The 13,792-nt window shown below is 68.8% G+C and carries 13 protein-coding genes; 3 read left to right on the top strand and 10 right to left on the bottom strand.

Features of this window, described 5'->3' with window-relative positions:
• Positions 1-683: endo-1,4-beta-xylanase (locus ACIA5D_RS49230; RefSeq protein ID WP_396037655.1), on the top strand; the 683-nt coding region annotated here is incomplete at its 5' end.
• A 44-nt stretch (positions 684-727) separates the two neighbouring features.
• Here the strand turns inward: ACIA5D_RS49230 and ACIA5D_RS49235 are convergent.
• From ACIA5D_RS49235 to ACIA5D_RS49275, 9 genes are all read right to left on the bottom strand, one after another.
• Positions 728-964 (bottom strand): hypothetical protein, encoded by a 237-nt coding sequence (locus ACIA5D_RS49235; RefSeq protein ID WP_396037656.1) that lies wholly within the window; start codon positions 962-964, stop codon positions 728-730.
• Positions 965-1,011: 47 nt separating this feature from the next.
• A complete protein-coding gene (locus ACIA5D_RS49240) occupies positions 1,012-2,679 on the bottom strand; it encodes a cellulose binding domain-containing protein (RefSeq protein WP_396037657.1) in 1,668 nt (555 codons plus the stop codon).
• Between the two features lie 499 nt (positions 2,680-3,178).
• On the bottom strand, positions 3,179-4,522 hold the full coding sequence (locus ACIA5D_RS49245) for an Ig-like domain-containing protein (protein WP_396037658.1): 1,344 nt from the start codon (positions 4,520-4,522) through the stop codon (positions 3,179-3,181).
• A gap of 390 nt (positions 4,523-4,912) precedes the next feature.
• Entirely contained in the window at positions 4,913-5,107 is a 195-nt protein-coding gene (locus ACIA5D_RS49250) for a hypothetical protein (RefSeq protein ID WP_396037659.1), read from the bottom strand.
• 169 nt (positions 5,108-5,276) lie between these two features.
• The gene (locus tag ACIA5D_RS49255) at positions 5,277-5,765 is read right to left on the bottom strand and encodes a DinB family protein (protein ID WP_396037660.1); all 489 of its coding nucleotides are present in this window, start codon (positions 5,763-5,765) and stop codon (positions 5,277-5,279) included.
• A 92-nt stretch (positions 5,766-5,857) separates the two neighbouring features.
• Positions 5,858-6,889, bottom strand: a complete 1,032-nt coding sequence (locus ACIA5D_RS49260; protein ID WP_396037661.1) for a DUF5937 family protein — start codon at positions 6,887-6,889, stop codon at positions 5,858-5,860.
• Positions 6,889-7,407 carry a hypothetical protein gene (locus tag ACIA5D_RS49265; protein ID WP_396037662.1) on the bottom strand — a complete coding sequence of 173 codons (519 nt, stop codon included), beginning with the start codon at positions 7,405-7,407 and terminating at the stop codon, positions 6,889-6,891. Before ACIA5D_RS49265 ends, ACIA5D_RS49260 begins: the two co-directional genes overlap by 1 nt.
• Positions 7,408-7,905: 498 nt before the next feature.
• Entirely contained in the window at positions 7,906-9,120 is a 1,215-nt protein-coding gene (locus ACIA5D_RS49270) for a M23 family metallopeptidase (RefSeq protein ID WP_396037663.1), read from the bottom strand.
• A 656-nt stretch (positions 9,121-9,776) separates the two neighbouring features.
• Positions 9,777-10,313: a hypothetical protein gene (locus tag ACIA5D_RS49275; RefSeq protein ID WP_396037664.1), complete on the bottom strand. Its 537-nt coding sequence runs from the start codon at positions 10,311-10,313 to the stop codon at positions 9,777-9,779.
• 168 nt (positions 10,314-10,481) lie between these two features.
• Here ACIA5D_RS49275 and ACIA5D_RS49280 point away from each other — a divergent pair, with 168 nt between their 5' ends.
• Positions 10,482-10,790 (top strand): hypothetical protein, encoded by a 309-nt coding sequence (locus tag ACIA5D_RS49280; RefSeq protein WP_396037665.1) that lies wholly within the window; start codon positions 10,482-10,484, stop codon positions 10,788-10,790.
• Positions 10,791-11,011: 221 nt separating this feature from the next.
• Here ACIA5D_RS49280 and ACIA5D_RS49285 read toward each other — a convergent pair whose 3' ends face one another.
• On the bottom strand, positions 11,012-11,860 hold the full coding sequence (locus tag ACIA5D_RS49285) for a class I SAM-dependent methyltransferase (RefSeq protein ID WP_396037666.1): 849 nt from the start codon (positions 11,858-11,860) through the stop codon (positions 11,012-11,014).
• A 348-nt stretch (positions 11,861-12,208) separates the two neighbouring features.
• Here ACIA5D_RS49285 and ACIA5D_RS49290 point away from each other — a divergent pair, with 348 nt between their 5' ends.
• On the top strand, positions 12,209-13,789 hold the full coding sequence (locus ACIA5D_RS49290; RefSeq protein WP_396037667.1) for a phosphodiester glycosidase family protein: 1,581 nt from the start codon (positions 12,209-12,211) through the stop codon (positions 13,787-13,789).
• Positions 13,790-13,792 lie beyond the last annotated feature (3 nt).

Here is a 13,792-nt window from a genome sequence, read left to right on the forward strand (position 1 = left end):
CGCTGCCCAGCAACTTCCAGACCACCCTGTCGAGCTTTGCCGCCCTGGGCGTGGACGTGGCCCTGACCGAGGCCGACGTCACCAACGCCTCGACCAGCCAGTACGCCGGGCTGACCCAGGCGTGCATGAACGTCCCGCGCTGCATCGGCATCACGACGTGGGGCATCCGGGACAGCGACTCCTGGCGCGGCAGCGAGAACCCGCTGCTGTTCGATCGCAACAGCAACCCCAAGGCCGCGTACACCTCGGTGCTCAACGCCCTCAACGCCGCGTCCACCACGGTGCCGGGGACGAGCACGCCGCCGAGCACCCCGGTCAGCACGCCGCCGAGCACGCCGACCAGCACCCCGCCGAGCACGCCGCCGGTCACCGGGCAGCCGGGCACCTGCACCGCGACGTACCGCATGGTCAGCACCTGGGGTGGCGGCTACCAGGGTGAGGTCACCGTGGCCAACAACGGCGCCGCCACCCTCAACGGCTGGACCGTCCAGCTCACGCTGGCCGGCGGGCAGACCATCGCCAACGTCTGGAACGGCACCAACACCGGCACCAGCGGCACGATCAGCGTCCGCAACGCCGCCTACAACGGCTCCGTCGGCGCGAACGCCTCGACCACGTTCGGCTTCCTGGTCAACGGAAGCAGTGACGCGGCGCCCGGCAACATCTCCTGCACCAGCCCCTGACCGTCGGCCGTCCGCTCAGGAATACGGCCGGCCGGGCCGGCGCGTCAGGCGGTGGCGCGTTCGGGCGGCGGGCGACGACGCCGTGCGACCTCGGTCAGCGATCGCGGCGGCGCCAGGGCGTTGCGGTTGCAGAGGTTGGCCCCGGCGCCACGATCTCGTCGATCCGGTCCGAACACGAGCTGGCCGAGACCCGGGTCGCTCTCGGCCCGGCCTGGCGACGCTGGGGTGGCGTCGTCCAGCACCAGCGCGGCGCCCTGGAGAACGCCCTCGAGCTGCGGCATCGCGTAGCGCCGGAGGGACCGCCGCGGGCGGCGGTCCCTCCGGCGCGCTATCGAGCGGTACAGGTCGGGGTGCCCGATGGGCCGGTCCCTGTGCCCTGGAACCCGAATTCGGTGTAGCCACCGGCCGGGACGGTGCCGTTGTAGCCGACGTTGGTGAAGCTCACGGCGCCCGCGCTACCGCTGGCGGTCGCGTTCCAGGTGCTGGTGACCGCGGCGCCGGACGGCAGCGTGACTCCGGTCGTCCAGCCGGTCAGGGGGGCCGAACCCGCGGTCACCCGTGCGGTTGCCACGAACCCACCGTTCCACTGGTTCAGCGTGACCGACGCGCTGCAGCCGGAGCCGGACGGCGGCGTGCTGGAAGTGGTCGGGCCGGTGGTCGGGCTCGTCGGCGGACTGGTGGTCGGGCCGCCCGAGCCGGGCGTGATGGTGATCCGGTAGGCGTTGTTGGCCGCCATCGTGATCGGGACGGAGATAGACCCGCCCGACGGGGTGTAGGTCGAGTTCGCGATCGTGGTCGGGCCGGCCGAGGCGACCGTGCGGCCCTGCGAGGTGGTTTGCTCGACCTTGACGTTCACGGTGCCGCCGAGGCTGAGCGCATTGAGCCCGTTGACCGTGACAGCGCATGATCCGTTGCAGTTGCCGGTCATGATGCTGACCTCGTTGCGAGCGGCCGGTACCGCGGCGAACCCGTCGATGCCGGTCTGCGCGGGAGGGTTCGTCACGACCATGTTGCCGCTCATGGCCGCGTACCAGGTGTAGAGCCAGTACGCGGCGTTCGGGCTGCCGCCCCGGGCGGTCAGCAGGTCGCCCAGGGTGCCGGACTGGTTCCAGAAGGCCAGCTCGGCGTCGCGGATGCCGAGACGCTCGAACTTCGAGATGTAGCCTACGAGCGGGCCGGGCAGGCCGACCTCGCTGGGTGCCGCGTATTCCTCGATCGCGATCGGCCGGCGGCTGATGCCGAGCTGGTCCTCGAGCGCCTGAACCTTCGCCACGTCGCTGGCGATCTTCGAGGAGCTCGAGAGCTCGTGCCATGCCAGGACGTCCGGCACAGTGTTGGTGGCGACCGCGTTGCGGAGGAAGTTCTCCATGTCGCTGATGTTGTCCGAGAAGCTCGGGCCCTGAATGGGTTTGGTGGCGTCGAGCGAGCGGACCTGGCGGAAGGTCGTGGTCCAGAAGTTCTCGTAGGTGCCGTTGGCGGACTTCCAGGTGTTGTCCGACTCGTTCCACAGCTCGTACGCGGAGATGCTGTTGTAGTACGACGACGACTTCATCGTGTTGATCTGCGAAGTGATGAACGGCGTCCACGTGTTCCAGCTGAACTGATAGGGCCAGCCCGCGTAGTAGTCCGACAGCCGGTTGACCAGCTTCGCGCCGGCGCTGACGGCGGTCGGCGCCACCACCGAGATGTCGCCGGTGGGCTGCTGCTTGCCGCCTGCGGGCATCTGCACGAAGGTGTTCGGCTTGATCGCCTGGGCGAGGGCGAGGGTCGGCTGTGTCGCGTTGGCCAGGCCGTACAGGCTGCCGGTCGCGACATGCGTCACCGGCCGCAGGGTCTGGCCCGCGTTGACTACCAGGGTGTTGGAGGCGGCCGCGGCGGCCGCCGGGCTCAGCACGAAGCCGGCCGAAACCAGCCCGAGGGCCAGCGCCGACACCGAAGCGACGGCCGCGGCCCGGCGTCCTCGTCGCTGTTTCAGCGCCGAGAAGGTTCGAATCATGTTGCTCTTCCTCTTCTCACGGGAGCGGTCGTCACGAGATGCCAGGGCAAGGCGATCCGGACAGCACGGTGACAGCGGAGCGTCCCGCCGCTCCCGGGCACGGTGGCACTCGGGAAAACGGCAACGGCTTCGATCATTCAGTGGACCGTTAGCAGGGACGGCAGCTCGGAAAACGTTTTCCCGAACGTAGCCAGCCGAGGGCCGCGAGTCAAGAGACATGAATCAATACGTATGACCCCTGATGCGAATGCCGACCCGGGGGTACGCCCGGCGCCTACGCGGTGACGACGACGCTGACCGCCCACGGGACCTGAGGCGACGGGCACGGCATGGGCTCGTGGTTGCACCCCAACTACATCCTCGCCGCCTATATGGCCTCCGGAACATGACCGCCTGGATTCCCTGCCCTGGAGTGCGTCGGTGCCCAGGGGGTCGGCGGAGGCTGAAGCACAAGGTCAGGCCCGGGCCGTGTCGGCCCGGGCCTGAGTTCGTGTACGTGTTACCGGTCCGCGTTCTTTCGTTTCAGCGCCTCGACCACCGTGAGCGGCTGCGCCGGCGAGGTGGAGGCGGCAAAGGTGCTGTCGCCGTTATAGGTGGCGGTGATCTGGTAGTCGCCCACCTTGAGCTGAGTGGGCTTCAGGAAGCAGCCGTTGCCGGCGGCCAGGACGATCGTGCACACCGCCACCCTGCCGTTCTTGACGGTGACGTTCCCGGTCGGGGTCCCACTCACGGCCGGGACGACCTCGACGGTGAACAGCTCGGCGTCCTCGCTGCCGAACGCGATGACGTCCGCCGACTCGGTCAGGACGGTGGTGGTCGGCTCCTTGGCCACGACCAGGGTCTGCGAGGTGTCCGAGGACGGCGTGTCGGTGACGTCGCCGTTGTAGGTGGCGGTGAGCGGGTAGCTACCCGGCCGCAGCAGGCTGGCGGACGGGCTGCAGTGGCCCGTGCCCCCGCTCAGGGTGAACCCGCAGATCGGCGTCGACCCGGTGCTGATCGTGACGGTCCCGGTCGGCGTGCCGCCCCCGGCGTTCGTGACGCGGGCGGTGAGGACCTCGGTCTGCTCGCTCGCGAACGGCACCGACGGGCTCGACAGCGTCAGCGTGGTCGTCGTCGACTGCACGGGCACCACGGTGACCGTCCGGCTCGTGGCGGAGCCGGCGTAGACGCCGTCGCTGAAGTACGTCGCGGTGATCTCGTTGGTGCCGACCGGCAGCGTGCTCGCCCCCAGGGAGCACGAGGCGAGTTCCCCGAGGCTGTTCAGCATGCCGCTGCACAGGGTGGACGTTCCCGAGGACGTCGTGTCCGTGATGGTCATAGAACCACCCGGAGTGCCCTCAACGGTGCCCTGGGCGACAGCGTTGAACGAATAGCCCTGTTCCTGGCCGAAGACCAGCCGGGGATCGCCGGACACCGTAGACCCGAAGGGATCCGAGATCTGCATGCTCGTGGTGCTCGGCTGCAGGAGCACGGTGAGCGTCACCGGACCGGAGGTGGACGGGAACGTGTCCTCGTTCCCGTCGTAGTTGGCCCTGAGGGTGTAGGTGCCGGTCGCCAGCGCGCGGGCCGTCATCGTGCAGGTCGCCACGCCGCTGATGAAGCCGAAGCACAGCGACTTCCCGCCGCCCACGACTCCGAAGCTGCCAGTGGGGTTCCCGGCCGAGACGCCGACCGTCATCACATCCCGGTCCAAGGCCCCCGCGAACGCGGTGCCGCTCTGCAAGCTCAGCGACGTCGACGACCCGTCCTTGTCCGCCAGCGCCGGGCCGGCCGTCACCGTCTGCACCACGAGCGCGGCGGTCACCACGCTCGCCAGTCCGGCCAGCACTTTTCGCCATTTCATGGAAACCTTCCCCGTTTCCGCGTGGGCTTTGGTAGTGAAGCCCTCGCATGGTGCGCGGGTGGACTGAAACGGCGCTGAAGCGGTGCTGGAACCGCAGATCTACTGGACCGGGCCGGTCGCGACAAGCGGTTCCAGCTCCCGCAAGGGGTCATCTACGGCGGCTGGCCCTCCAGCAGCAACACCGCGTGGCACGGCGTCCTACGAGGTCGGTGCGGGAGTGGGTCCAGGAGGCGGTGACGTCGGTGACCTCGGCGTCGGTGCTCACCGAGCTCATCGACATCTCGCCGTGGCGGCCCCAAATTGGCGGCCCGAGCGTGGACCGACGATCGACGACCTCAGCGGGGCACGCCGGCGGGGCGGGCGGGGCCTGGTTCCCGACCCGGCCGGGAATCAGGCGACCCGCAGTGCCGCCATCACGCCGTCGCGGATCGGGACGATGCTGCCGACGTACCGGTCGTCCTCGGCGACCAGGCGGTTGTGCTCGCGGATCGCGGCAGTCTCGCCCGGCTCGCCCGGTGGGTGCAGGTCGCCCAGGCCGGTCGACCGGTTCGCGCCGATTCGCTCGAGGTAGGCATCCACATTCATGCGCACCAGCATCGAACTTGAACCCAGGTTGGCGCGAGGATGCCCGGAATTGAAGTCGCCGAAGACACGGCGTGGCTCGACGCCTTCGGCGTCGTGTCGAAGCATTGGTTGTCCCGTGGGTGACAATTTCCGTTTTCCGGTTGTCCCGCTCCCGGGTCGCGGACGTGACCTACACGCCAGTGGCGCCGTCGATGGACTGTCGGATCAGGTCTGCGTGACCGTTGTGCCGCGCATACTCCTGAATGACGAACGTGATGATCCAGCGAAGTGAGAAGTTGTCATGGCCCGACGTGGCGTCGAGGGACGGCGCAGCCGCAACGACTTCTCGAGATCTGGCACACTCAGCCTGCCAATGCGCGAATGCGGACGATATGTCGGCGGAATCCGCGTCCTCGAAGGAGGCGTCCGGACGATCTTGGGTTCGGTAGCTGTGTTCGGGCACTTCGCCGACAAAATCTCGAAACCAGACACCCTCGACGTCTGTCATGTGTCGTATCAGTCCGATGAGAGACAGATTCGATGCGGGGACGGGCGCGGAACGCAGCTCGTCATCGGATAACCCTTGGCATTTCCAGAGCAGTGTTTGCCGGTGGTACTCCAGCCAGTCGATCAGTGTGACGGACTCTGGCGCCTGCAATGGCGGTTGTGTACGGGCCACGCTGTATGCGCCCCCTCGCAAGGTCTGAAGACCGCTTCCTCAATGGTTGTCCGGTCCAGTCGAAGGCCCACAGTGGAGTCGTCGGCGCCGGGCTACTTGGCCTCGTGCGAAACGTCCGCAGTCTGTGTACGACGATCGTCGCCGCCGGCGTTGTCGTAGCCGCCCGCGGCAACGATCGTGGATCCCACCGCAGTGCGCTGGTAGAGCATCCGCCGCCCGCTGCGCCAGCAGGTGACCAGGCGGCAGCGACGCAAGATCGCCAGGTGCGCGCTGACGGTAGCCGGGGTCAGATCAAGTGAGCGGGCCAAATCGGTGGTCGACCGCGGCAGCGAGAGGCTGACCAGGATCTCGGCGCGGGTCCGGCCGAGCAGCGCGCCAAGTGCGTCCTCCTCGGTCGCGCCATCGTTGTCCTGCCACAGCGCACCGACGCCACGCGCGCCGTATGTCAGGCTGGGCTCACCGGCCAGGCCGAGCTCCACCCAGAGGTGCGGCCAGATGAACACGCACGGCACCAGCGTCAGGCTGCCGCCGTCGACGTCGTCCTCGGCCATGCTGGCGATCCGGATCGCGTTCTCGGTCAGCTCGATCGACGGGTGTAGGTCCTGCATCACCTCTTCGATGCCGCCGCGGGCGAACTTGCCGACTCGATAGGCGACATCGGCGTCCAAGACCGCGCGCAGCTGCGGCCAGTACGGCGCGACGGCGACCCGCCAGTACTGCTCGAGCGCGTCGGCCACCCGAGGCGGACCGTCCGCGCCAAGGTCGAAGAGCCTGCGCGCGGCGGCCGACGAGCTGAATCCGCGCCGGGCTTGCGTCAACTCGCCCACAAACTGCTCCAGCGGCCAGTCCGCGACGAGCTGGAGCTGCTGTTCGATCGTTGTCGTGGTGGCTGTAGCCCCGACGAACAGAAACTCCGCGACGTGTCCGCCGGGCGGGACGACCGCGCGGAGCAGCTCACGGTCGACCCGGCCGAGGTCCGGGCGGACGCGCTCGTACCAGCCGCGATGCAACGGGTGGATGGTGCCGGAGTTGATCATGTACAGGCTCTTGGCAGTTTCCGCCAGCGGCGAATACGCGAACCGCATCCGCGACAGGAATGCCGAGCTGAGCCGCAACCGGATCATCAGGCCAGTGTCTCGCACATGTTTTCAACCGTGCCCTGAACCTCGGTGAACTCCCTCGACCCGTCCGGATGCGCGACGAGCACGATGTGCCCCGACACGACGTAGATTCCCGGCGACGAGCTGCCGGCGAAGATGGGCGCGATGCCATTGCCCTCGAACACGAACTCGGTGCCGCCGTTTCCGTCGCGGGTCGCCCGCAGGGTGCCGGACCCGTCGCGCCGGGCCGACGCTCCGCTTTCGACGTTGGTGTACACGACACCGAGCGCGCCCTGGAACTCCTGCACCTCGGGGCTCCCGTCGGGGAACGTCCTCAGGACCCGGGTGAGCTCGTGGTCGTAGACCACCTCGCCGTGGAGCTCGAACGAGCAGGCAGCCCCGGCGGGCAAGGTGAACGACGGCGTCCGGGTCGGCACCCAGCCGGAGTTCCCGCCGGCCGCCGCCGCCTCTGCTGACGCCGCGGGGGCCGCCATCATCAGCCCCGTGCCGAGCGCAACCAGTGCCTTGACGAATATTCTCATGGCGACAGCGTGTGCGCGGTCGCCTGACGGGGCCACGATTAGTCCTACGTCTAATCATCGGGAAGTAGAAGGCTGCTGCCTCTCGATCCCGCCACGCACATCGCAGATCCGCGGGGCCGGGCTCCCTGGGCCGCCAGCATGTTGGGCGCTCATACCTGCGCACCTCCCGTGGCGCCAAGGAGGCACGTTGATCCTCTTGCCCATGATGGTGGGCCGACGGCAACGAAAACCGGGTGGCAGATGTGAACCTCGACGCGCGCCCGATCGGACCGGCCTTACCTTCCCAAAATGGTCGTCCAGGCGATACCCGCCGAGGTCCTCGACGGCTTCGATCTGATGGCCTCGATTCGCGGGGTGTCGCCCGGTTGCCTGGGCGGTGCGGACCGATCAGCCCGACCTGCTGTTCCGATGCTCGGGCCGGCTATCCGGTTCGCGGACGGCTGGTAGAGCGGTCGGCCCGCAAAATCCAGCCGTTGACCGGGGTTGTTCCGGCGGTTATCAACCTAAGTTGATCACCTGCAGGTTGAGCGGGAGCTGCCGTCGGTGCGGCCCGGCCAGTGCGGGACTGATGGGTGTCGGGGCGCCCTCGAACAGGATGTTCTCGTCGGTCACCGTGCCCGGGCTGGCGAATGTGTCGAACTGGAACGGCAGGCCGTCGGAGTCGAACGACGGGCTGTCCATGATGTGGAAGTGCAGATGCGGCCCGGTGGAGTTGCCGGTGTTGCCGAGCAGGCCGAGTACCTGCCCGCGGTGGACTCGGTCTCCGACCTTCGCGGTGATGCTGTGGGGTTGCAGGTGGGCGTAGAACGCGAAGTGGCCGCCGCCGATGTCGACCACGAGCCAGTTGCCGCCGGCGTTCTGCGGCGTCGGGAAGTCGGCGGGTCCGTTCGGCGGAGTCTGCTCCGGCTCGCCGTCGTGGGTACGCACGACGGTGCCGTCGGCGACGGACCGCACGTCTGCGCCGAAGTACCGGAAGCTGGAGAGGTTCTCCAGTGGACCGACGAACAGCCGGCGGTCCGGGCCGAGCTGGACGAAGTCGATGGCGAAACGCTCCACGGCGCGCAGGTTGCCGTCGATGGGGATGATGCCGCCGCGATGGCCGGTGGCCGAGTCGCAGCAGCCGTTGACCGCCACCCAGCCGGCACCACGCAGCGGCGGGGCGATGGTGATCGGCTGATGCCGTGACACCGTCGTCCGTCCGGCGAGGTAGGGCACCGGCGCCGGGAACCCGGGTGGGACGGAGTCGGGATCGAAGGAGATGGTGAGGCGGTGCACCAGGGTGCGCGGAAGCGGCGAGTGGGCCGGTAGCGAGGCGTCCAGCACGGCCAGGCCGGTGAGGCCGGCGCCGAGCGTACCGGTGAACTCGCCGCCCTCGGGGCGCCTGACCAGCGCAGCCAGCGCGGCGTCGCGGACCGTGGCCAGCACCGCGCCGGTGTCGGCGTCAAGCGTGTCGATCCGGGCGAGGGTCACCGGGAACGGTGCGACGTTGAGCAGTTGCAGCTCGTGCGCGAGGTGCCGGCGGTTGTCGGCGCCGAGCACCGCATTCGGTGGTGCCAGCACAGAGCCCACGACCAGCGTGAACGCCTCATTCAGGTTCGGCGGCGCCGCAGAGCCGCCGGCCGGGGCGGGACTGGTGGCGGACGCTGGAGCCACAGCGCCCACGGCCACCAGGACCGCGGACAGGACACCCGCCTTGATCCATTGCCAACGCATCACAAGCCTCCGGATTGCTGGTGAGAACGGGACGGGCGGTGCCCGACGTCAGGGCCTCCGGCGATGTACAGCCACCATCCGCGCCGGATGCGAGCAAGGACGCAGGTAGGAACACGACGCAACGGGAGCGCTCGGTCATGGGATCGCCAGATTGTCGGGTGCGTCCGCGCCGGTGGCGGACGGTTGCGCCACCGGGGACCTGAGCAGCAGCCTCACCGTACTCCCCATTGTTCCGGCCGGCGCTGCCCCAACGGCCTTGATGCCAAGTACGGCTACGCTCTCAGCCGCAGGATGTGGCTCGCGGCGATCCGACCGCGGCCCATGCACGACCGAACCGCCATGAAGGCTCTGGAGGTGGCCGAGCTGGTCACGACGGTCGACCAGCAGCCGCAACGCCACCGTGGTGTCATCCATGTCGACCTGTCGCAGGCTCGGGGTGCGCAGGGCGACCACGGCGACGTGTGCGCGTCGACCGGGTCGGTCTTGCGGCCTTGGCCGGTGGAGAACACCCGGGCCCGGGCGGACAGCTTCGCGGGAACGTCGAGGACGGGTTCGCCGTCGGCGACCAAGCGCTGGGCGACACACTCGTCGCCGCCATTGTCCAGTCGTCCAAGCAACGAAGCAACGCGAACTGCCGAAATGCTGGGACAGCAGTTTCACCTGCCAGTTCGTCGAGAGCCGGGTCGCCGACCGCTACGCGCGGGCCCGGAACTGCGGGGTCGGGTCGGTTGATCAGCCGGTCCGTCGACGGCGCCGGGGCTGGAGAACGACACCGAAGGCGCTGCAGGACGGGAAGACTTGGGTGGCGGCCATTGCGACGCCGTGATCTGGGCACCGGTGACTGGCAGGGTGGGCGAGATCTGGTCGAGCAAACGCTGCGCCAGAGTGGCGTCGATCTCGAGGTCAGCGCTGATGCGAACATCGGCCGTGGTTGCCAGGTCCACGACGTCGTCGCTGGTGAACGCATCAGCTCCGAGAGTACTCAGCCGCCGCGCGAACTCTTGGACATTGATCATCTGCAGCCTCATCGTCGGATTGTTGATGTCCACCGTAACCCCGCTTCGGTCGGCGGTTCCTGTGCCCACGTGCGGGCCACTGCGGCCAACAGTCGGTGCCAGCAACTGCGCCAGCTGCTCGGTGGTCCGCAACTCCTCGGTGAGCTGCTTGCGCGCGGGGGTCGGAAGGGGCGTCACGCTCTGTGTATCCTGTGCTGCCCCCGGGACGCCGGGAAATGCCGAGAACAATGCACTCGATCATGCTGAAAGCGATCCCATCGCATCGATACGCTATGTCAGACACTATTGGTTCGTCGTCATCAGGGTCGCCGGCCTGGGCGCGTTCGAGAAAGACAGGAGAAAGTGGTGCGGATCGACGACGTGACCGGACTGGCCGAGGCGCTGGCAGGTGTGCGCCGTACCACGGCGGACGGGCTGGCACAGTGGCGGTACCGGGGCTGGCTCGTCGCCCGTCAGCTCAACGATGTCCATCTCGTGATCCGCGCCGATTTCGACTACCGCGCCTCGGTGTTGCACCATTTTCCCGAAACCTTCAGCGTGCCGACCCGCTACCGCAAGCACATGATGGTTGTCGCTGACCTCGCCAACGGTGACCCCGGCGCCATCGAGGACGCCCTGGAAACCGCATGGCAGCTTCAGCGCAATGCCGACTGACCCCGGACGCGGCGCACGAAGCTGACCGCCGCAACCAGTGAATTGGCCGCTTCCGCGATCGAATCACTCATTTGCCGCGATTCGGACGCCGCTGCCCGCGTAGGGGATTCACGCCGGCTCCCAGGGGGTTGAACGCGCGGTGGCGTGGGGCGACGTGACGGCTGGATGCCACGGGTACCTGTCGGGCGCGCTCTGTCAGGTTGCACATCGGCGAATACTGCTCAACGCCCGGGCGGGTTTCCGGACTCATTGTCACCGGCGGCGACATGCCGCAGAACGGCGAAGAAGCCGGGGATTGGTAGGAACGGACGTTGCCCGTCCTGGTCGATCACGCCCATCTCGATCGTGCCGCTGTCCAGCCGGGGCCACGAGTCGGCCGGGAAGGTACGGTCCAGTTCGGGACGGGCGAACCGTCTCGGTGGCGGGATGCCGGCACCCACGAGCGGCCGCACCAAGGCTGGTATCCGCCCATGCCCGCCTCCGACGTACTCCAGATAGGCCAACGGGTCGCCTTCGAAGGCGGTTTCCACCAGCAACACCCGTCCCGAATCACCGGCGAGCGCAGCGATTCCCTCGGCGATGTTGACCCGCTTGTCCGGCGGGGTGATGTGCAGTACCCCCCGAATGAAGACGTTGACAGGTCCGATCTCGTCGGCAAGGGTCCGCATTGCGTCCGGGTCGGCCACGTCGAGGACCCGATACGAGACGCGTGGCTGCCCCGCGGATTCGATGTCTGCCAGCCGTATCGCGCTGGCCGACATGTCAACCCCCACCACCACCGGAAACCTCGCGGCCAGCAACCGGGTGAACCGGCCGTTGCCGCAGCCGAGGTCGACGACCGGCAGCGCCGGGTCGAAATGCTGATCGGCCTGCGCCTGGCACCAGTCCAACTCCGTCCGCTCGGCGACGTCCCAGAGCACCTCTCCACCGGGACCAGTGCGCCGCACGCCGGACCAGAACTGTTCCCAGCCCCGGGCGCCCTGACGTCGCAACCGGACCGAGGCCCGAATCAGCCCCGGCAGCAACAAGAACTTGCGGACGGACACGGCTTCCTCCTCCCACGCCGGCACTCGTCATCGTGCCCCATCGGGACGGCGAATCGTTGCGCCGAGAAGCCCACAGATCTCAGACCGAGCGCGACCAGCACAGACAGCTTCAGTGCCGATCTCCGAAGGGATCTGGTTGATCGGCTTGAGCAGCAAAGCCAAACGATGTGAGCCTCCCCGCTTTGATGGAGCTCCGCCAAACCGGGGGAAGCTCGGGGCGTGGGTCGGGCGTGGCGGACGGCGAATCGATGCGCGGTGACGCAGAGTCGGCGGACGGACGACCGTTCGGAAGATCGTCTTGCCGGTGATGGCGTGATGGCTTAGGACAGTGTTATGACTCGGCGTACGGCGGTTCCCCTCACTCTGTTGGCAATGGCCGGCGTGGCGCTGGTCGCGCCGCCGGCGGTGGCTGCGCCACCGGCACCCCGTACGGTGGTTGGGCTGGGCGTTGCCCTTCCGCTCGGCCCGGCCGGGCTGGCGGAGACGAGGACGACACGGATCTTGCAGCCCGGCGTCACCCTGACCCGGATCGTACGGGGTCGTACCGACCCGAGCGCCGTCTGGACGGTCGAGGTTGCGGTGCCGGCGGGTCCGGGATCACCCGATCCGGACACGCCGCCGGCCGCGATAAGCGACGAGCTGTCGGCTCGGGCCGCTGCCGACCGGCTCCGGGCAGCGGATCTCGATCCGCGGGTGGAGAAGGTGAGTACGCCGCCGCTCGTGGACTTCTCCGGTGACCTGGGCTGGCGGCTGCGGGTCGGTGAGACCGCGACGAAGGCGGCGGCCGACGCGATCCGCCAGCAGGTCCTCGCGACGGGGTTGAGCGGTTCCAGCGTCTACACCGGTTGGGACGGCGAACCCGACGACGTCGCCGGATCCACCGGGCCATGGCACATCGACGTTCTGACCATCGACCCCCGCACCTTCAGCGGCCGCCTCGACGCGACGTACGGGCCAGACCTCGAACAGCGCGAGACCACCAGCCAGCTGGCCACGCTGGAGGGCGCGGACGCCGCCGTCAACGCCGGCTTCTTCGTGCTCGACCCAGCCGCCGGTGCGCCCGGCGACCCGGCCGGGGTGGCAGCGTACTACGGGCGGCTGGTCAGCGAGCCGATCGCGGGCCGCCCGGCGCTGGTGGTGCGCGAGGACGCCCGCCGCACCTCGATCGTTCGGCTGCGCTGGCGTGGCGAGGTGGCGGGCCTCCCGCTTGACGGACTCGACCGTGTGCCGGGCCTGATCCGCAACTGCGGAGGGTTCGGCGATCTCCCCACCGATCTACCCCGACACGACTACACCTGCACCGATCCCGACGAGTTGATCGCCTTCGACGCCGCCTACGGCATGCGGACGCCGAGCGGTCCGGGAGCCGAGGTCGTACTGGACCGCAGTGACCGGGTCACCGAGATCCGCCCGGCCCGTGGCGGAACCATCCCCGCGGGCGGCCGGACCGTGCAGGCAACCGGAGCGAAGGTCGACGCGTTGCAGGCAGTCGCCCATCCGGGCCGCAAAATGGTGATCCGGGCAACGCTGATCGACCAGCGCGGCCGGCCGGTGCCGACCTCGCCGGTGACATCGATCGTCAACGGCGGCCCCGAGCTCGTCCGCGACGGCCGGCTGCACGCCACGCCGAGGGCCGACGGGATGGTGCGTCCGGGCGATCCGAGCTTCTACTACGGCTGGGTGCACAAGCGGAACCCGCGCACCTTCGCCGGGGTAGATGCCGAGGGTCGCACTGTGCTGATCACGGCGGACGGCCGCAGCACCTCGAGCGTCGGGCTGGGCATCGCGGAGACCGCCGCAGTGGCACGGGCGATCGGGCTGCGCAACGCGATCAACCTCGATGGCGGCGGCTCGACCACGATGGTGGCTGACGGCGCAGTGATCAACGTGCCGTCGGACGCGACCGGGGAGCGCCCGGTCGGCGACGCGCTGGTGGTGTTGCCCGCACGGTGATCC

It is taken from the genome of Actinoplanes sp. NPDC051513 (genome assembly GCF_044454685.1).
Lineage (GTDB): Bacteria > Actinomycetota > Actinomycetes > Mycobacteriales > Micromonosporaceae > Actinoplanes.

Coding starts and splice junctions, on each gene's coding strand:
- ACIA5D_RS49270 (WP_396037663.1), bottom strand. CDS start 9,120: ATGCGTTGGCAATGGATCAAGGCGGGTGTCCTGTCCGCGGTCCTGGTG.
- ACIA5D_RS49250 (WP_396037659.1), bottom strand. CDS start 5,107: ATGAATGTGGATGCCTACCTCGAGCGAATCGGCGCGAACCGGTCGACC.
- ACIA5D_RS49245 (WP_396037658.1), bottom strand. CDS start 4,522: ATGAAATGGCGAAAAGTGCTGGCCGGACTGGCGAGCGTGGTGACCGCC.
- ACIA5D_RS49265 (WP_396037662.1), bottom strand. CDS start 7,407: ATGAGAATATTCGTCAAGGCACTGGTTGCGCTCGGCACGGGGCTGATG.
- ACIA5D_RS49260 (WP_396037661.1), bottom strand. CDS start 6,889: ATGATCCGGTTGCGGCTCAGCTCGGCATTCCTGTCGCGGATGCGGTTC.
- ACIA5D_RS49235 (WP_396037656.1), bottom strand. CDS start 964: ATGCCGCAGCTCGAGGGCGTTCTCCAGGGCGCCGCGCTGGTGCTGGAC.
- ACIA5D_RS49290 (WP_396037667.1), top strand. CDS start 12,209: ATGGCCGGCGTGGCGCTGGTCGCGCCGCCGGCGGTGGCTGCGCCACCG.
- ACIA5D_RS49240 (WP_396037657.1), bottom strand. CDS start 2,679: ATGATTCGAACCTTCTCGGCGCTGAAACAGCGACGAGGACGCCGGGCC.